The organism is Elusimicrobiota bacterium (assembly GCA_016182905.1).
In the GTDB taxonomy this organism is placed as follows: Bacteria; Elusimicrobiota; Elusimicrobia; order UBA1565; family UBA9628; genus GWA2-66-18.
This window is the reverse complement of record JACPFR010000021.1, coordinates 70,752-88,730: the sequence shown is the minus strand read 5'-3', so window position 1 is coordinate 88,730 and position 17,979 is coordinate 70,752. Positions and strand designations below refer to the sequence as shown.

The 17,979-nt window shown below is 68.6% G+C and carries 21 protein-coding genes; 5 read left to right on the top strand and 16 right to left on the bottom strand.

Annotated elements, in window-relative coordinates; all coding sequences use genetic code 11:
* Positions 1-7: 7 nt before the first annotated feature.
* From HYV14_08590 to HYV14_08580, 3 genes are all read left to right on the top strand, one after another.
* Complete coding sequence (locus tag HYV14_08590) at positions 8-481, top strand: hypothetical protein (protein MBI2386058.1); 474 nt, start codon at positions 8-10, stop codon at positions 479-481.
* Between the two features lie 175 nt (positions 482-656).
* Positions 657-2,453, top strand: a complete 1,797-nt coding sequence (gene tadA / locus HYV14_08585; GenBank protein MBI2386057.1) for a Flp pilus assembly complex ATPase component TadA — start codon at positions 657-659, stop codon at positions 2,451-2,453.
* Between the two features lie 2 nt (positions 2,454-2,455).
* A complete protein-coding gene (locus tag HYV14_08580; protein MBI2386056.1) occupies positions 2,456-3,220 on the top strand; it encodes a tetratricopeptide repeat protein in 765 nt (254 codons plus the stop codon).
* Here HYV14_08580 and HYV14_08575 read toward each other — a convergent pair.
* The 15 genes from HYV14_08575 to nagZ form a co-directional block, all read right to left on the bottom strand.
* Positions 3,195-3,668 (bottom strand): adenylyltransferase/cytidyltransferase family protein, encoded by a 474-nt coding sequence (locus HYV14_08575; GenBank protein ID MBI2386055.1) that lies wholly within the window; start codon positions 3,666-3,668, stop codon positions 3,195-3,197. The two genes, HYV14_08580 and HYV14_08575, sit on opposite strands and share 26 nt — an antisense overlap.
* On the bottom strand, positions 3,668-4,264 hold the full coding sequence (locus tag HYV14_08570; protein ID MBI2386054.1) for a D-sedoheptulose 7-phosphate isomerase: 597 nt from the start codon (positions 4,262-4,264) through the stop codon (positions 3,668-3,670). The genes HYV14_08575 and HYV14_08570 overlap by 1 nt, the downstream gene beginning before the upstream one ends.
* On the bottom strand, positions 4,257-5,618 hold the full coding sequence (locus HYV14_08565) for an acetyl-CoA carboxylase biotin carboxylase subunit (protein MBI2386053.1): 1,362 nt from the start codon (positions 5,616-5,618) through the stop codon (positions 4,257-4,259). The genes HYV14_08570 and HYV14_08565 overlap by 8 nt, the downstream gene beginning before the upstream one ends.
* A gap of 10 nt (positions 5,619-5,628) precedes the next feature.
* Positions 5,629-7,026, bottom strand: coding sequence for a zinc ribbon domain-containing protein (locus tag HYV14_08560; GenBank protein MBI2386052.1), 1,398 nt, complete (start codon positions 7,024-7,026; stop codon positions 5,629-5,631).
* Entirely contained in the window at positions 7,027-7,386 is a 360-nt protein-coding gene (locus HYV14_08555; GenBank protein MBI2386051.1) for a hypothetical protein, read from the bottom strand.
* Between the two features lie 38 nt (positions 7,387-7,424).
* A complete protein-coding gene (locus HYV14_08550; protein ID MBI2386050.1) occupies positions 7,425-7,907 on the bottom strand; it encodes a cytidine deaminase in 483 nt (160 codons plus the stop codon).
* Entirely contained in the window at positions 7,907-8,779 is an 873-nt protein-coding gene (gene mtnP, locus HYV14_08545) for an S-methyl-5'-thioadenosine phosphorylase (protein ID MBI2386049.1), read from the bottom strand. Before mtnP ends, HYV14_08550 begins: the two co-directional genes overlap by 1 nt.
* Complete coding sequence (locus HYV14_08540; protein MBI2386048.1) at positions 8,776-9,159, bottom strand: response regulator; 384 nt, start codon at positions 9,157-9,159, stop codon at positions 8,776-8,778. Before HYV14_08540 ends, mtnP begins: the two co-directional genes overlap by 4 nt.
* Positions 9,156-10,424 carry a serine hydroxymethyltransferase gene (locus HYV14_08535; protein MBI2386047.1) on the bottom strand — a complete coding sequence of 423 codons (1,269 nt, stop codon included), beginning with the start codon at positions 10,422-10,424 and terminating at the stop codon, positions 9,156-9,158. Before HYV14_08535 ends, HYV14_08540 begins: the two co-directional genes overlap by 4 nt.
* The gene (locus HYV14_08530) at positions 10,405-10,878 is read right to left on the bottom strand and encodes a low molecular weight protein arginine phosphatase (GenBank protein MBI2386046.1); all 474 of its coding nucleotides are present in this window, start codon (positions 10,876-10,878) and stop codon (positions 10,405-10,407) included. The genes HYV14_08535 and HYV14_08530 overlap by 20 nt, the downstream gene beginning before the upstream one ends.
* Positions 10,875-11,507, bottom strand: a complete 633-nt coding sequence (locus HYV14_08525; GenBank protein MBI2386045.1) for a threonylcarbamoyl-AMP synthase — start codon at positions 11,505-11,507, stop codon at positions 10,875-10,877. The genes HYV14_08530 and HYV14_08525 overlap by 4 nt, the downstream gene beginning before the upstream one ends.
* Positions 11,500-12,210 (bottom strand): 16S rRNA (cytidine(1402)-2'-O)-methyltransferase, encoded by a 711-nt coding sequence (gene rsmI, locus HYV14_08520; GenBank protein ID MBI2386044.1) that lies wholly within the window; start codon positions 12,208-12,210, stop codon positions 11,500-11,502. The genes HYV14_08525 and rsmI overlap by 8 nt, the downstream gene beginning before the upstream one ends.
* Positions 12,183-13,415, bottom strand: coding sequence for a GAF domain-containing protein (locus HYV14_08515; protein ID MBI2386043.1), 1,233 nt, complete (start codon positions 13,413-13,415; stop codon positions 12,183-12,185). The genes rsmI and HYV14_08515 overlap by 28 nt, the downstream gene beginning before the upstream one ends.
* A gap of 120 nt (positions 13,416-13,535) precedes the next feature.
* Positions 13,536-14,555 carry a hypothetical protein gene (locus HYV14_08510; protein MBI2386042.1) on the bottom strand — a complete coding sequence of 340 codons (1,020 nt, stop codon included), beginning with the start codon at positions 14,553-14,555 and terminating at the stop codon, positions 13,536-13,538.
* Positions 14,552-16,018 carry a beta-N-acetylhexosaminidase gene (gene nagZ / locus HYV14_08505; GenBank protein MBI2386041.1) on the bottom strand — a complete coding sequence of 489 codons (1,467 nt, stop codon included), beginning with the start codon at positions 16,016-16,018 and terminating at the stop codon, positions 14,552-14,554. Before nagZ ends, HYV14_08510 begins: the two co-directional genes overlap by 4 nt.
* A 47-nt stretch (positions 16,019-16,065) precedes the next feature.
* On the opposite strand from nagZ, the gene HYV14_08500 reads away from it, so the two are divergent.
* Positions 16,066-16,485: a cyclic nucleotide-binding domain-containing protein gene (locus tag HYV14_08500; GenBank protein ID MBI2386040.1), complete on the top strand. Its 420-nt coding sequence runs from the start codon at positions 16,066-16,068 to the stop codon at positions 16,483-16,485.
* On the opposite strand, the gene HYV14_08495 is transcribed toward HYV14_08500, so the two are convergent.
* Entirely contained in the window at positions 16,482-17,426 is a 945-nt protein-coding gene (locus tag HYV14_08495; GenBank protein ID MBI2386039.1) for a hypothetical protein, read from the bottom strand. The two genes, HYV14_08500 and HYV14_08495, sit on opposite strands and share 4 nt — an antisense overlap.
* Before the next feature lie 121 nt (positions 17,427-17,547).
* Here HYV14_08495 and HYV14_08490 point away from each other — a divergent pair, with 121 nt between their 5' ends.
* Complete coding sequence (locus HYV14_08490; protein ID MBI2386038.1) at positions 17,548-17,979, top strand: cyclic nucleotide-binding domain-containing protein; 432 nt, start codon at positions 17,548-17,550, stop codon at positions 17,977-17,979.

Here is a 17,979-nt window from a genome sequence, read left to right as displayed (position 1 = left end):
GGACGACATGAAGACGATCATCACCGCCGTCATCGCCGCGATGCTCGTGATCCCCGCGCGCGCCGACGAGAAGGCCGCGCCGGCGCCCGCCAAGTCGGGCTGGGCGGACTTCTTCAAGAACCTCAAGAGCACCCTCGCCGAGTCGGCCGTCGGCGGGGAGCGCAAGAGGGGTCGGGGCGCCCGGGGCGTGGCCGCCGTCCGCGGCGCGGGCCAGGGCAAGAAGAACATCGCCGACCCGAACGAGCCCGGCCTGATGGGCGACGCGAAGAGCGCCAAGGTCAAGAAGGAGATGGCCTACGACCTTGAGCTCGAGGCCGCCGTCGACCAGGTCGCCGGCGGCAAGGCCGAGGACGGCCTCAAGGCGCTCGAGAAGTTCAAGGCCTCGCATCCGAAGCACCGGGCCGCGGACGTGGACAAGGCCATCGAGGGCGCGAAGGCCATGATCGCCGAGCAGGCCGCGGCGCCGGCCGCGCAGCAGTAGACGCTCCGCCGTCCGACGGAGGGCCCCCGCCGAGAGGCGGGGGCCCTTTTTCCTTTCCGTCACGGTACCGCCATAAATCAGTTGCGGCCCCTCTATTTGACGCCGGCAGGCCCGAGGTTATACTGTCGTCGCGGATCCGTCGCGCCGCCACGAACATATGCCCCCTCAACCCCCGATGCCCAGCGCCCGCCCGGTCCGCGCGGAATTCCTGCTCGCGGAGCTCGACTCCATGATCGCCGAGGACGCTCCGCCCGTCATCGAGGGCGCCGCGACGAGACTCCCGAAGGTGCTGGTGGTCGACGACAACAAGGATTACCGGGGCGTCGTGTGCCGTCTGCTCGAGAAGAACGGCCACGAGGTCATCGAAGCCCTCGACGGCGCCGAGGGCCTGCGGCTGGCGCTCGCGGAGCAGCCCGACCTCGTGGTGCTCGACTTCGACCTGCCCTTGTTGAACGGCTACGAGCTCCTTCTGCAGCTGCGCGGCGATTTCGATCTGAGGAAGGTGCCGGTCGTCATGCTCGCTGGAAAGGGCAGACGGGGCCTCATGAAGGAGCTTCCGCTGTACGTCTCCGCCTTCCTGGAGAAGCCGGTGTCCAGCCATCGCCTGCTCGAGGCCGTCCAGGGATTGCTGGGCCGCTCCCCCGCCGGGGAGGCCGGCCGGCACGAGATCGTCCTGGGCCCGAGACCGGGGGCCGCGGTCCGTCCGGCCGGGGATGCCCAGGAAGAGCCGGAGGCGGCGGGAGGCGTCCTCGTCGAGGATGCGAATGCGGACGACGCGGATCCTGAGTCCAGCCCGGAGATCCAGGCCCAGGACTCGTCGTTGATCGATCACGTGAACCGGCTCCTGCTGCGGGCCGTCGATCTCGGCGCCAGCGACATCCACATCGAGCCGCAGGAGAACGAGATCGCCGTGCGCGTGCGCCTCAACGGCTCGCTCAACCCCCTCTGCTCTTTTCCCTCTTCGCTCGGCGCGCGGCTGACCGCGCGCATCAAGATCATCTCGAATCTGGTCATCACGGAGCGGCGCCGGCCGCAGGACGGCCAGTTCCGGATGACGGCGCAGGGACGGAAGATCGAGTTCCGGGTCAGCATCCTGCCCAGCATGCACGGCGAGAAGATCGTGATGCGCGTCCTGGGCACCGGCCAGAAGACCGCCCTGTCGGAGATCGGCTTCAATCCACGGGACTTGGAGTGCGTCGAGAAGGCCGTCCAGTCCCAGAACGGCCTGATCCTGGTCACCGGACCGACGGGCAGCGGTAAGACGACCACGCTCTACTCCATGATCGCCATGCTGAACAAGCCGGACGTCAACATCATGACCGCCGAGGACCCGGTCGAGTATCTGGTTCCGGGGATCACCCAGGTCCACGTCAAGCCGGCGATCGGGCTGACCTTCGAGGCGGTGCTGCGCTCCCTCCTCCGCCAGGATCCCGACATCATGCTCATCGGGGAGATCCGGGACCTGGAGACCGCGGAGATCGCCGTGAAGGCCTCGATCACGGGGCACCTCGTCCTCTCCACCCTGCACACCAACAGCGCCCCCTCGGCCATCATGCGCCTGACGCAGATGGGGATCAAGCCGTATCTGGCGGCGGCGAGCCTCCGGATGGTGATCGCCCTTCGGCTGCTCAAGCTGCTGTGCCCGAGATGCAAGCTCCAGGTGCCTCTCTCCGACGCGGAGAAACGGATCCTCGCCGAGGCGGAGCTCGCGTCCATGACGGAGATCTACCGCGGCGTCGGCTGCGCCGACTGCGGGCAGACCGGCTACGCGGGACGCCGGCCCATCTTCGAGGTCATGCCCATCGGCACCTCCGCCATGCGCCACCTGATCCTGTCGTCGAACGACGGCGAGGCGATGGCCGAGCTCGCCGCGCAGGAAGGGATGTCGAGCCTGCGCCGATCCGCGCTGAAGATGGCCGCCTCCGGGGAGACCTCCCTGAGCGAAGCCCTCAAGATCGTCCTATCGGAATGACCATGCCGACCGTCCTCCCGCCGAGAGCGGCCCCGGGCGCCCCGCCGCTCCGCCTCGACGAATCTCTCCGCCATGCCGGCCGGCTCATGCGGCGTTTCGACGTCGAAGGCTACGCGGGCGCCGCCGCGCGCTACCGGGTCATCCTGAAGGCCGAGCCGCGCTCGGCCCCCGCTCTCGCCGGTCTGTCGGAGACCTACGCCTATTGGGGCTTCCGCCGCGAGGCCGCCGGGCTGGAATGCCGGAGCTATTACGATCTGGCCCGCGCGTCCGCGGCCTCGGCGCTGCGCTACGGGCCGGAGCGCGCCGACGGACATCGCGCGATGTCGCTCGCGATCGGGCGCGGCGCCGAGCCCGACCGCGAACGGGCGAAGCGGGAGGCGTTCCTCGCCGTCGCCATCGATCCGAAGGACGGCGAGGCGTGGCATCAGGCCTGGCGCGCCGCCGGCTACGACTTGGCCGACGACTCGCTGCGGCGGGCCATGGAGCTCGGACGCTCCTTCGCGCTCGAGAACGACCTCGGTACCGCGCTGTGCGGGGCGGGACGCCTGGACGAGGCCGTCGCCCGCTTCATGGCCGCGCTGCGCCTCAATCCGCGCAACCCGCTCGCGTACTACAACCTGGCCATGACCCTGGACCTCAAAGGCATGCGGCGGACCGCCGCCGAGGTCGTTCGCAAGGCGCGCGGGCTGCATCCGGACGACGCCCTGCTCCAGCGCGGCTGGGATATTCTCGGAGGGGGAGCTAGCGCCTGCCTTGAAGCCGCTTGATGAGGCCCGTGGTCGAGTAGCCCCTCTTCAGGGCCACGATCACGACCTTGCCGGCGTGTCTGGCCTCGGGCAGGTCGGAGGGCTTGTAGTCGCCGCCCTTCACCTGGACGTCGGGCTTGAGGCGGGCCATGAGCTTCTCGGGGGTCGGCTCGTCGAACTTGACGACGGCGTCGACGCAGCCGAGGGCGGCGATGACCTCGGCGCGGTCGCGCCATTTATTGAAGGGACGCCCCGGGGCTTTTTCCAGCCGCCGTACGGAGGAGTCGGAGTTGACGCCGACGACGAGCAGGTCGCCCTGCGCCTTCGCCTTCTCGAGGACCTTCACGTGGCCGGCGTGCAGGATGTCGAAGACCCCGTTGGTGAAGACGACGGCGCGGCCTTCCCAGCGCCAAAGCTCGCGCAAGGTCGCGAGCTTCTTGAGCGGGATGATCTTCGAGGAGGAGGCCATCAGCCGTGGGCGAGGGGAGCGTTCGGGAACAGCTCGTCCTCGAGGATCCCGCACCAGATCTGGATGACCGTGATGTGCGCCTCCTGGATGCGAGCCGTCGAGTCGGACGGCACGCGCACGCAGTGGTCGCACAGGTCCTTGAGCTTGCCGCCGGAGCGGCCGGTGAGGCCGATGACCGTCATTCCGAGCTCGCGCGCGGCGGCGGCGGCCTTCAGCACGTTCTTGGAGTTGCCCGACGTCGAGATCGCGACGGCGACGTCTCCGGGGCGGCCGAGCGCGCGCAGAGGCCGCTCGAAGACGTATTCGAAGCCGAAGTCGTTGGCGATCGAGGTCAGGTCGCTCGTGTTGGCCGAGAGGGCGACCGCGGGCAGGCCCGGGCGGTTGCGCCGGTAGCGCCCGGTGAGCTCGTCGGCGAAATTGATGGCGTCGCACGAGGAGCCGCCGTTGCCGAAGGAGAGCAGCTTGCCGCCGTTCCGGTAGGCGCGGAGAAGATCTTCGGCGGCTGCATTGATGATGGGTGAAAGCTTGCTCGTCGCTGTCAGGACCTTGGCGGAGTCCTTGAGCTGAGACTCGATGGTCTTCTTGAACTCAGACATGGGCGGGCTCCTTTGTGTCGAGCAGGCCGGTCTTGTCGATGAAGTGCGTGTCGAAGTCGCCGCTCATGAACACGGGATGGGCGACGACCTTCGCGTGCATGCCGGCGGTCGTCTTGACGCCGGTGATCTTGAGCTCGCCGAGCGCCCGCAGGGAGCGCCTCAGCGCGGCGGGCCGGTCGCCCGCCGAGATGATGAGTTTGGCGATCATGCTGTCGTAGTAGCTCGGGATCGTGTAGCCGGCGTAGACGTAAGTGTCGACCCGTACCCCGGCGCCGCCTGGAAATTCGATGCTCTCGATCTTCCCCGGGCAGGGCATGAAGTTGTTGTCGGGATCCTCGGCGTTGATGCGGTGCTCGATGGCGTGGCAGCGGATCTCGCTGGCGCGCTCCTGGCCGAAGGGGAGCTTCTCGCCGGCGGCGACGCGGATCATCAGCTCCATCAGGTCGACGCCCGCGACGGCCTCGGTCACCGGGTGCTCGACCTGCAGGCGCGCGTTGACCTCGATGAAGTAGAACTTGCCGTCCTGGAAGAGGAACTCGACGGTGCCGACGTTCTGGTAGCCCGCGGCCTTGGCGAGGCGGATGGCCGCCGCCTGCATGTCCTTGCGGACGGCCGGCGTCAGCGCGGGGGAGGGGGATTCCTCGACGAGCTTCTGGTGGCGGCGCTGGACGGTGCAGTCGCGCTCGGGGAAGGCCACCACGTTGCCGTGGTTGTCCGCGATGATCTGTATCTCGACGTGTCGAGGGCGCTCCAGCAGCTTCTCGATGAACACCGAGCCGTCGCCGAAGGCCGCCTTGGCCTCGGTCGCGGCCGCCTCGAGCTGGGGCTTGAGCTCGGCGGCGGAGCGGACGATGCGCATCCCCTTGCCGCCGCCGCCGGCGGACGCCTTGATGAGGACGGGGTAGCCGATCGCCTCTACTTCCTTGGAGACGTCGGTGGTGATGTCGCCCTCGGTGCCGGGCACGACCGGGACGTTGGCCAGGGCCGCGACGGCCTTGCCCGCGCTCTTGAAGCCGAGCTTGCGGCTCGCGGAGGGCGGCGGACCGATGAAGGTGATGCCGCGCTTGGCGCACAGCTCGGAGAAGTCGGCGTTTTCAGAAAGGAATCCGTACCCCGGATGAATGGCGTCGGCGCCGGTGTTCTTGGCCGCCGACAGCACGGCCTCCTGGTCGAGGTAGGAGAGCTTCGAGGGGCCGGGCCCGATGCAGACGGCCTCGTCGGCCATCGCGATGTGGCGCGACTCGCGGTCGGCCTCGGAATAGACGGCGACGGTCTTGACCCCGAGCTCTCGCGCGGCGCGGATCACGCGCACGGCGATCTCGGAGCGGTTGGCGATCAGGATCTTCTTGAACATGTCGTCTTCCTCATTGACTGGGCGCGTTGAGCTTGCGGCGGATGTCCTCGATGTAGGCGAGGTCCTGGGGACGCACGCAGAGCTGGGCGGCGCGGTTGGCGTCGGCCAGGGCCTCGCCGGGCCGGCTGAGAGTGATGTATGCCTCGGAGCGCGCGAGCAGGATCTCGCACTGGTCGGCGGGCGAGATGCTGGGGAACGCCAGCATCTGCGCGAACTGGTCGAGGGCGAGGTCCGGCTTATGGAGCGCGTTCTTGTAGGTGTCGGCGAGGATCGCGTGCAGGTGGTAGAGGCTCTTCAGCGAGAGGTTCGAGGGATACACGTGGGAGAGCTCGATGGCCGTCAGGCACTGACGCTCGGTGTCCGCCGGCGCCTTGCGGTAGTAGGCGGCCTCGCAGAGGTAGCCGCGGGCCATCGGGTCGCGGGGATTGACCGTCGCCGCGGCCTGGGCGAGCACGAGGCTCAGGTCCGCGTTGTTCTTCTCGAAGGCCTCCTCGACCTTCTGCATCAGCACCCAGCTGTAGGGGCGCACCCACCTCTTGTTCTCCTCGAAGAACAGGACGCGGTCGGTGCGCGGGGGCGCGCCCGCGACCTCGAGCTCGTAGGCGTAGAGCACGGCGCCCGGCTCGATGTGGTCGATGCGCAGGTTGGACCAGGTCCAGGTCGAGGTGTCGCGGGAGGCGATGAACTCCTCGAGCGTGCAGTATTTGCGGGCGGAGTCCGAGAACATGGAATACGCCGCGGGGTAGTCCTTCGCCTTCAGGACGTCGAGGTATTGGATGGCGGCCCGGCGCGAGGCGTTCTCGGGCTTGTTGTTCTCGGTCCAGTACCAGACGGCGACGAGCGCGGCGACGACGGCGAAGGTGGCGAAGGTCGTGGTGACGACGCGGCGCAGCGTCCCGATCCAGCGCGGCGGGCCGGGGATGAACTCCGGCTGCGGCGGGGCGACGGGGGCCCAGGGATCGTTGGAGACCTCGTTCGCGGCGAAGGGGTCGGCGACCTTGCGGCCGGCGACGGGCAGCGGCGCGTTCGCCGGGGCGGCGTTCGGGGCGCCGGGCTCGACCGCCTTCGTCTTGGCGGGGGGGAGCGCCGCGGGCGGAGGCTCCTTCTTGGCGGGCCCCTTGGGGGCCTCCTTGGGGGGCGCGTCCTTCGGGACGATGTGCTTGACGACCGTCGCCGGGATGTCGCTCTTCGGCGCGCCCGGAACGGCCGTCGGGGGCGGGGGTGCCACGGCCGGACCGAGCTCCGAGATCGGGTTGCCGCACTTGTCGCAGTAGTTCTTGGTGAGCGAGTTCTGGAGGCCGCAGCCTCCGCAGACGCGCACGTTCTTGCCGCCGCACTTGGCACACTGCGAGTGCGGGGCCGCCGAGGCGGCCCCGCACTGAGCGCACAAGATCGCGGCTTGCGGCATCTAGCGGATCTCGAGGAGGAGCAGCGGCTGGCCGTACTCCACGGCCTGGCCCGCGTCGATGAAGATCTTGGCCACGCGGCCGGCGTGCGTGGAGACGACGGGCTTGAACGCGCCGGAGCCGGTCACGATCACGCCGACGGCGTCGCCGGCGGCGACCTCGGACCCTTCCTCGGTCTTGCGCGCCTTGCCCGGCTCGTTCCACTGGAAGACGCCGACGCCGTCGCTCGCGACGGAGACGAAGCGGCCGGCGGGCATCGCGGGGGCGGCGATGGCCGGATGATCGCCCGCGCCGAGGGCGGTCAGGGAGAAGCCCGTCCCGTTCTTGCGGTAGACGACCTCGGCGAGGTCGGCGGTCTTCATCCAGTCAGCAATTACTTTTATAGGAGAGGCGTCCATGGTTATTTCCTTTTCTTGGTCTTCGCCGTCTTGCGCCGCAGCAGGTTGCGCGGATTCTTGGGCAGCAGCCCCGAGGCGAGCGGGTCGAAGGCGAGCGGCAGCAGCTTGTAGACGGTCGTCTTGACGATCTTGCGGCGGCCGGTGGTGGGGTTCAGGTCGACGAGGTGGATCGCGGTGTCCTTGTCGCTGAACTCGTGCATGACCTGGCGGCAGGCGCCGCAGGGCTTGGCGGCGGCGCCGACGACGGCCACGGCGACGATGGAGTCGAAGCCACTCGCCACCGCGTGGTAGATCGCGGCGCGCTCGGCGCACATGGCCAGGCCGTAGCTCGCGTTCTCGACGTTGCAGCCGGGGAACACCCGGCCGCCGGCGGTCATGACGGCGGCGCCGACGGGATAGCGCGAGTAGGGGCAGTAGGCGCGCTTCTGCGCCTGCACGGCCGTCTCGATGAGGCGTTCGACGGAGCGCTTCGGGTTCTTCGCCATCAGAGGTACTTCCTGACCAGGAGGTCGAGCTTCTTGAGGGTGGCCTTGTTCCGCGCCTCGGGGGCGGTGAACAGCGCCCCCTTCAGCGCCTGCGAGAAAGCGGGCTCGAGCGGAGCCGCGGCGATGCGGGGCACGGCCAGGCGCATCAGCTTCTGGGCGTTGGCCGAGTTCGCGTGGAGGTTGGCCACGACCATCTCGGTGTGGACCTCCTCGCCCTCCTTCCAGCAGTCGTAATCGGTGACCATCGCGACCTGAGAGTAGACGAGCTCGGCCTCGCGCGCGAGCTTGGCCTCGGTGGCGGCGGTCATCCCGATGAGGGACCAGCCGAAGGAGCGGTGCATCTCGCTCTCGGCCTTCGTGGAGAACGCCGGGCCCTCCATGCAGCAGTAGGTGCCGCCGAGCACGGACTTGATGCCGAGCTCCTTGGCGCAGTCGAAGACGATGCGGTTCTGCTCGGGCGCGAAGGGCGGGTTCAGCGCGATGTGGGCGACCAATCCGTTGCCGAAGAACGTCTGGACCCGGTCCTTGGTCCGGTCCACCAGCTGGTCGGGGAACACGAAGGTGCGGGGCGGAAGCTCTTCCTTGAGCGAGCCGACCGCGCTGAACGCGAGCACGCGCTCGACGCCGAGGGATTTCAGCGCCCACATGTTGGCGCGCTGGTTGATCTCGGTCGGGGTGACGACGTGGCCCTTGCCGTGGCGGGGGAGGAAGGCGCAGGGTATGCCGTCGAGGTCGCCCAGGGTGATGGGTCCGGAGTGGGCGCCGAAAGGGGTCTTGAGGCGCAGCTCCCGCGGGCTCTTGATGGCGTCGGAGGAGTAGAGGCCGCTGCCCCCGATGACGCCGACTTTCGCGGAGTTCTTCGTCTTCTTCACGGGCAATACCCTCCCAGGGGCAGCAGCTCCTTGATGAGCTCGTAAAGCGTCTCGAGGTTCACCGGCTTCTGGACGAAGCGGGTCTTCGGGTCGTTGGGCAGGAGCTTGGCGAGCTTCGCGAGCGGATGCGCCGACATAAAGATCACGGGGATGTGCTTCGTGGCCTCGTCCTTCTGCAGGACCTGGTACGCCGACGAGCCGTAGGCGCCGGGCATCTGGATGTCGGTGAGGATCAGGTGCGGCCGGTGCTCGCCGGCTTTCTGCGCGAGCTGATAGCCGTCGTTGACGACGATCACGCGGTTGCCCTTGCTCGAGAGATAGTCGTCCAGGAGCCCGGTGATGTCCGGATTGTCGTCGGCGACGAGGATCTGCGCGATCATTTGGCGGCGAGGAGCTTTTCCATCATCGACGGGTAGATGGGGAAGCGCCGGCAAAGCGCGGTGACGCCCTGCTTGACGCGCGCCAGCGCCGCGTCGTCGGTCCGGACCTTGAGGGCCGAGTCGATGAGCTCGGCGACCTCGTCCATCTCCTTCTCGCCCATCCCGCGCGTCGTGATCGCGGGCGTGCCGATACGCACTCCGGAGGCGATGAACGGCTTCTGCGGGTCGTAGGGGATCGCGTTCTTGTTGACCGTGATGCCGGCCTTGTCGAGCGCCTCCTCGGCCTCCTTGCCCGTCGCGTTCTTCGGGCGCAGGTCCACGGAGAACAGGTGGCAGTCGGTGCCGCCGGCCACGATGCGGAAGCCCCGGTCCTGAAGGCCCTTCGAAAGGCGCCGCGCGTTGGCGAGGGTCTGCAGCTGATAGGCCTTGAACTCGGGCTTGAGGGCCTCGCCGAAGCAGACGGCCTTCGCGGCGATCACGTGCATCAAAGGGCCGCCCTGCTCGCCGGGGAACACGCTCGAATCGAGGGCCTTGGCGTGGACCGCCTTGCACATCACCATGCCGCCGCGGGGGCCGCGCAAAGTCTTGTGCGTGGTCGTGGTCGTGAAATCGGCCAGGCCGACGGGGGACGGGTAGACGCCGGCGGCGACCATGCCCGCGTAGTGGGCGATGTCGGCGGAGAAGAGGGCGCCGACATCGTCGGCGATCTTCTTGAGGCGGGCCCAGTCGATGACGCGCGAGTAGTTCGAGGCGCCCACGAAGAGGATGCGCGGCTTCTGTTCGCGCGCGTCCTTCTCGGCCTGATCGTAATCGATCAATTCATCTTCTTTGCGGACGTTTATGGGGATGATCTTGTAGTACTTGCCGGAGAAGTTCATCGGGTGGCCGTGCGACAGGTGCCCGCCGTGGGCGAGGTTGAGGCCCATCACGCCGTCGCCGGGCTTGAGGACGGAGAGATACATGGCCATGTTGGCCTGGGAGCCCGAGTGGGGCTGGACGTTGACGTGCTCGGCGCCGAACAGCTTCTTGGCGCGCTCGATGGCGAGCGTCTCGGCCTGGTCGACGAACTCGCAGCCGCCGTAGTAGCGCTTGCCCGGGTAGCCCTCGGCGTACTTGTTCGTGAGCAGGGAGCCCTGGGCCTCGAGCACGGCCTCGGAGGTGTAGTTCTCCGAGGCGATGAGCTCGAGGTTGTCGGACTGGCGGCGCGCTTCGCGCGCGATCGCGGCGTACAGCTCGGGGTCCAGGTCAGCGAGGGTTTTGGGCATAAGATTCACTCTCCCTACGAACGATGATTTTGAGGGCCTCCTCGATCGAGGCGGCGCAGGCCCGGTATTCCCCGGCGTCGGCGCCGACGGGGTCTTCGACGTCCGCGGGCGAGAGGCCGGCGGCCTCGCGCAGGACGAGGAGCTTGGCCTTGGCGTCCGGGAACTTCACGAGGAGCTCGTCGCGGTGATCGCGCTCCAGGCAGTAAACGGCGTCGGCGGCGTCGAGGAGCGCCTTGTCGACGCGGCGGGCGAGGTGCGTGACGGGGCCGATTCCGTGCTCGGCTAAGACGCCGGCGGCGCCGCGCGACAGCGGCATGCCGTAGGCCGCCTGCGTGCCGGCGGAGGCGGCGGTCATGGAGAGGCCGGCTTCACGGGACAGCTCGAGGAACAGCCGTTCGGCCAGCGGCGAACGGCACGTGTTGCCGGTGCAAACGAACAGAACGCGATTCATCATGCGGCAGGGGCCCCCATGATCGCCTCGGCGGGGATCAGGCCGACCTTGGTCACGCGGGGCTTGTCTCCGGTGGCGTCGACGATGGTCGGGTCGCCCGCCGGGACGGAGCCGCCGTCGACGAGGAGGTCGATGTCCGCGCCCAGCTCGGCGAGGACGGAGGCGGCGTCGAGCCTCGGCGGCCGGCCGGACTTGTTGGCGCTGGTGTAGACCCAGGGCACGCCGGAGGCGGCGATCATCGCGCGGGCGGCCGGGTGCGCGGGGACGCGGATGGCGACGGTCGGGTACTCGGGGAACGTCAGAAGGCGGCCCTGGGCGGTGGGTTTGAGGAGGAGCAATAACGGACCGGGCCAGAACTTGGCGGCGAGGGACTCGGCGAGCGGGGTCCACTCCACCCAGGTCTTGGCGGCGTCCGTCGAGTGCACGAGGACGGCGAGGGGCTTCAACGTCGAGCGTTCTTTGACCTGGAGCACCCGGCGCGTGGCGGCCTTGATCAAGCCGGTGGAGCCGACGGCGTAGGAGGACTCCGTGGGGAAGACGACGAGCTTGGTGCTCTTGCCGGCGGTTCCGGCGCGGGCCGCGTTTTCCGGCGAGAGCGTCCCGTCCGGGGTCAGGGAAATCGAATCAGGCATTGGAGGGCTCCGGGTCCGGATGTAAAACGATGACGAACTCGCCGAGGATCTCGGGCTTCGCGGCGAGGGCGTCGCGGACGGACGTCGCGGTTCCACGGATCCATTCCTCGTGGATCTTGGACAATTCGCGAACGGCAACGACTTGGGCGCTCGCTCCGACGGACATTATGACGTCCTCGAGCAGTTCAACGACTCGAAACGGGGACTCATAGAGAACGATCGTGCGGTTTAACGGCTTTGAAGCTTCAAGCGCCTTGCGGCGCTTGGACGGAGTGCGTGGTAGGAAACCTAAAAAGATAAAAGAATCGCCGGGCAAACCCGAGCCGGCGACCGCTGTCGCGACGGCGCAGGGACCGGGCAGCGCGATGACGGGCAAACCTTCCCTTCGCGCTGCCGCAACGGCTTTTCTTCCGGGATCCGACACGCCGGGCAATCCGCCGTCCGAAACCAGACTGACCGCGTCGCCTCGGCGGACTCGTTCGAGAAGTTTGTCGACAGAACGGGGGTCGTTCTCGTCATAACGCTCGAGGGGCACGCCCAAACCAAAATGGCTCATCAGATTGCGGGTGCGGCGAGTGTCCTCGCAGAACACCACCTTCGATTCCTTGAGCGTACGCAACGCTCGCGCCGTCATGTCCTCTAAATTACCCAGCGGCGTCGGCACCACATAAAGCATCAATGCGCCGCCGGCTCGCGCGACCATTCGGTGAGCTCCAGACGCATGAAGGTCTCCACGACCTTGGGATCGAACTGGGTGCCGGCGCCCTTCTTGAGCTCGGCCAGCGCGATGTCGCGGCCGAGGGCCTTGCGGTAGGGGCGGTCGCTCATCATGGCGTCCCAGGCGTCGAGACAGGCGACGATCCGTGCGCCGAGCGGGATCTGCTCGCCCTTCAGCCCTTCGGGATAGCCTCTCCCGTCGAACCACTCCTGGTGGTAGAGGACCATCTGGGCGACGGGGCCGAGGTATTTGACGGGGGCGAGGATCTGGTGGCCGATGATCGGGTGCTTCTTCATCTCCTCGTACTCCTCGGGCGTGAGCTTGCCGGGCTTGAGGAGGATGGCCTCGTCGATGCCGATCTTGCCGATGTCGTGGAGGAGCGCGGCGTACTCGACGTGGCGCACCATCGGGTCGGGCAGGCCCATCTCCTGGGCGACGCGGCGGGCCTTCACGCGCGCGCGGTCGCTGTGCTCGGCGGTGTAGGCGTCCTTGGAGTCCACGGCGCGGGCCAAGGTCTGGACCATCTCCAGATAGAAGATCTGGAGGTTGTCGAACATGTCCATGTTGTGGAGCATGACGGCGGCCTCGCCCGCGAGTATGCTGAGGAACTTGACGTTGTAGTCGCTGAAGGGCTCGGCGCCGACCTTGGCGTGGAGGTTGAGCACGCCGATGGGCTTGCCCTTGACCAGGAGCGGGATCGAGACGAAGGGCTCGACGTCGCCGGACGCGGGGGCGAGGTAGCGCGGGTCGTTGGCCGGGTCGGCCACGAAGATGGGCTGGCCGGAGGCGAAGGCCTTGCCGGCGACGCCCTCGCCGGGGCGCAGGAAGAGCTTCTGAGAGCTCTCCGTCGTCAGGCTGCGGGCGGCGACGATCTTCAGGCAGCCCTCCCTCTCGTCCCAGTTCATGACCGAGCCCCGGTCGCACTTCATGAGCTGGCAGGCGCAGTCGAGGACGGCCCGGCCGAACTCCTCCCGGGAGATGGCGCCCGAGTGGGAGACCCCGTTCTCCTGGAGGGCGAGCAGCATGTTGAGCAGCTCGTCGAGCTTGCTCCAGCCTTCGGGCGCGCGCGGGGGGGCGGGGAGGCGGGCGGGCTGGGACGCTTCTAAGGAATAGAGCCGGCGAAGGGTGAGCGCGAGGGCGGCGAGCAGGACGACGCACAGGCCCGCGGCCCACCAGAATAAGCCTACCATAAGCTTATTTTACTTCTTTTTTTCGGCGTCTAGGAAACTGGTGCCAGGCCTCCCATTATCCCATTACTCGATCGGGAGACTCTTCCAGAGTAATGGGATAATGGGAGGCCTGGCACCCGCTTATTTGGCGTCGATGAGCTTTCTGGCTTCGGCTTCTCCGACCATGTCGACGAGCTGGGCGGTCGCTCCCTTGCGCATCACCTCGTCGCCGGTCTGGGCGTAGCGGACGAGCAGGGGGATGACCTTGGGGCTGCGGGTGCTGAAGGCCGCGGTGACCCAATAGAGGCGCTCTCCGGGGTCCTTGACGGTGTCGTGCTCGGCCACGAGCGCGGCGGCCTCGTCGTCGGTCGAGGAGACCCCGATCTTGAGGGCCATGTGGCGGCGGATCTCGGGGTCGACCTTGGGGTCGCGGAGCAGCTTGAACATCTGGTCCCGGGTCGCGCGGGCGTCGGCGAGGTCGATCGGGGCGGAGACCGCCAGGGCGGCCCGTTCGCTGGCGATCAGATCGCCGGATTCGCTCCAGGAGCGCAGCTTGGGCAAGGTCTTCTTCCAGTAATAGCGTCCGAGAAGGGTCCCGACCTTCGCGCTTTCCAGGCCCTTGCTCTCGAGCAGGGAATACGATTTCTCCGGCTCCCACTGGGCGAGGGCGGAGAGCGCCTCGTACTGCGTCCACCAGGCGTTGCGCTCGGTCATCATGTTGTTCTCGGTGACGCTGCTCGCGGCGAACTTGCGCCCGGCGATGGAGCGGATGATGGGCAAGGCGGCGCGCGCGCGCAGGCGGAAGGCTCCGTTGACGCCGAACAGCTGGGCCTCGGGCTCGGGCTGGCGCAGGTAGGTCATGAACAGGGGTTCGAGTTGCGGGCTGCCCGGGGCGATGCGCGCCAGCGAGGCCATCACCGAATCGCGCGTGTAGGCGTCGGTGAAGCGCGAGAACAGGTCGAACAGATGGGCCACGTCCTGCCCCGTCACGGGCGCGGTCTTGGCGATCTGGTCGAGGAGCCTGGTGCGCTCCTCGGAGCTTCCGGCCTCGATGAAGCGGTCCTTCAGCACGGTCACGCTCGACGCCGGGGCGGGGGCGGGCTCGGCCGCGAGGGCCGGCGAAGACAGCGGCATCCAAACGGCGAGCAGGAAGGTCATCATGAGTTTCTCCGCGACAGGGTCCGCGACAGCGCCGCCTCGAGACTGACGAGGCGGTAGCCGGCGGCGTCCACGACGGTCATCGTCTTGGGGCAAAGGTCGAGGTCCCAGGAGGAACGGATCAGAACGGCGGCGGTTTTGGCCGCGGCCGTCCCGGCGAGCAGCCGCAAGGCGGCGGCCTGGCCCGGAAAGCGGCCGGCCTCGAAACACAGGAACAACACGCGCTTCGCCCGATTCGCGAGCTCGGGAAGCCGGCCGAGGTCCTTGCCGACGACGGGCGCGCGGGCGAACGCGCAGCCCGGAGCCAAGCGCCGCACGAGGGCCTCGGGGCCGCCGGGGCCGCCCTCGAAGGTGAAGCGCTCCCGCACCTCCCTGAAATCGGGGACCACGACGAGCGTGTCCCGGGACAGGGGCACGGGCAGGGCGGTCTTCCCGCGGCGAACGACCATGACGGCGCGCTCCGCGATCCGGGCGGACAGCTTCGCGCCGTCGGAGAGGCGGGCGGCGGGCGCCTTCCGGCGGTGGAGCAGGCGGGTGATGCGCGCGTCGGCGGCCTCGAGCTGCCCGGCCGGGGCCCCGGCCTCGCGCAGCAGCTCGACGGCGTCGGTCATGCCCTGCAGGTCGTGGGCGATCATCAGCACGTCGTGGCCCGCGTCGAGGCACTTGAGCGTGGCCTCCGCGACCGGCCAGCGCTTGGTGATCGCGCCCATGCACAGGTCGTCGCTGACGACGAGGCCGTCGTAGGCGAGCTCGCCGCGGAGCACGTCCCGGACGATCCTCGTCGAGAACGTCGCGACCTCCTTGTCGAAGGCGGGGAATCGGACGTGGGAGGTCATCACCGCGTCCACGCCCGCCGCGCAGGCCGCGCGGAAGGGCGCCAGATGCGTGCGCGAGAACGCGGCGCGGGGCAGCCCGATCGTCGGCAGGTCGACGTGGGCGTCCACGGTGGCGGCGCCCTTGCCGGGGAAATGCTTCGCACAGGCGGAGACGCCGCTGTCCTGCATGCCCTTGATGAACGCGGCGCCGAGCCGCGAGGTCAAGGAAGCGTCGGATCCGAAGGACCTGATCCCGATGCCGGGGTTGTAGGCCTCGGTCGCCACGTCGAGGACGGGCGCCAGGTTCATGCGGATCCCGAGTGGGGCCAGCTCGCGCGCCATCTGGCGGCCGACGGCGTAGGCGAGCTTGGGGTCTCGGGCGCGCCCCAGCGCCGCGTTGCCCGGGAAGGGCGTGACCCCGCTCTTGAACCTGAGGACCCAGCCGCCCTCGTGGTCGATGGCCACGAGCAGAGGCCGGCCGAGGCGCTGCTCGAGCTCGGCGACGAAGGCCTTCGTCTGGGCGGGGGTCTCGATGTTGCGCGCGAGCAGGAGGAGGCCGGTGGCCCCCGTGGACTTGAACAGGGACACCGTCTGGCGCGTCGGCTTGAGGCCGTACGCTCCGAACATGAATAAACGTCCCGGATCGCTCACCTTAGAAGTTTAACAAAGCGGCGCGTCGCTTTTGTTAACCTATGAGAATGGACGCTTTCACTTTCCTGCGCGAGCGGGTCGCGCTGTTCGCGGGCGTCTCCGACGAGCACCTGACGGCGGTGGCGGTGGGCTCGACGCTGAGCGCGTACAAGAACGGCCAGACCATCATGTTCAAGGGCGCGACCGTCGACGGGCTGCACGTCATGGCCGTGGGCAAGGCCGGGGTGTTCATCAAGCCTCCGACGCAGCCGGTCGTCCAGGTCGCCGAGCTCTCGTCGGGCGACGTGTTCGGCGAGACCTCGATCATCGAGAACGGCACCGCGGGTGCCACGATCAAGTGCATCGAGGACGGCACCTACGTCCTGAACATCCCGCAGGACGCCTTCCGCGTCCTGCTGGCCGAAAGCCCCGAGTTCGTGGCTCGCGTGAAGGCCTTGATCGCCTCGCGCAAGGCCGCGGGGGGCTAACGTCCCGCGTTCGCGTCGAGCATCCGTCCGAGCGGGCGCGCGAGGCCGAAACCGTTGATCGCCAGCCACGGCACCGGCTCGGCCAGCATCTCCTCGCGGCGCTGGGCGTCGGTTCCCTCTCGCGCGTGCACTCCCAGCGTGTCGACGAGCCACGCGCGTTCCTCCGCGTCGCCCCCGCGCCGGCCGATCATGATGTTGCCCAGGTTCATGTCCCGGGCCGTCAAGCCTCCGGCGGCGATGCGCCGGATGAGTTCGTGGACCAGCGAGAGCTCCCGCGGCCCGAAGAGGCCGCGTCGGGCGAGTCCGGACACCGTCCTCCCGTAGATCCTCTCTCGGACGCTTGCCGGGCGGCCGGAGATCGTCAGACGCGACAGCGGCCGCGGCGCGGCGCCGAGCGCGGCGAGCCGATCCAGATCGTAGTCTTCGTAGGCCAAGATCACCTCGTCGTCCGGCGCCATGTATTGCCCCGCCGCCTCGGCGTAGCCCGTGCGCGCGACCTTCACGATCGCGTCGGGGCGCGACGGATGAACGAAGACCGAGCCCATCGCTCCCTCTCCGAGCAGCCGCGCCGGATCCGCGCCGTCCCATAGACGCGCGGATCGGAACCAGGAGTCGCGGAAGGTCAGGTTTCCGGAGTCCTCTTTCGGCAAGGTCCAGCTCGAGAAGTCCCGATCGCGCGGAGCGACGGAACGTCCGGCCCCGGCCGGCGCGGGCGCGGCCGTGACGGGAGCGGGCGCCGCCTCCAGGGACGGCGCGGCGAGGATGCTCGGCGCCGACGCGGCGGCGGTGAGCGGCAGCGGGGCGGCCGGGAAGGCCGCGACCGCCGCCGGCGCGGCGACGACCGAGACGGGCATGGCCTCGACGGAGAGACGCGGCACGGCCGCGCGCGCAAAGGGCGAGGCGGTCAGAAAAATACAAATGCGGAAGGCGAAACGGATCATCGCTCCCAGATTAGCCGGAGCGGCGGCGCGGCGCAAGGGCTGAAAGCCCCAAGAGCGGGGCCTAGCCGAGGCGGGTCATAGGACCCTGTACGGCCGGCGCGGCCCGGGCTATGATAGGACCATGGATGCCCTGACGTATCTTCGCGGCCACGTGCCGCTGTTCGCCGGCGTGAACGAGGAGAACCTGACCGCGCTCGCCCAGTCCTCGGAGCTGCTGTCGTTCAAGGCCGGGCAGACCATCCTCTTCAAGGGCGCGACCGTCGACGGGCTCCATGTCGTCGTCTCCGGCCAGGCCGACGTCTGCGTGAAGGCCTCGACGAAGGCCCTCGTCCGCGTCGCCGCGCTCGGCCCCGGCGAGGTGTTCGGCGAGATGTCCGTCGTCGAGATGGGGACGGCCGGCGCGACGATCAAGGCCTCCGACGAGGGCGCGGTCATCCTGATGATACCCCAAGAAGCCTTCCGCCGCGTCCTCCAGCAGGACGAGGGCTTCGCCGTGCGCGTCAACATGCTCATCGTCTCGCGCCGGACGGCGCCCGTCTCCGTCCCCGCGTAG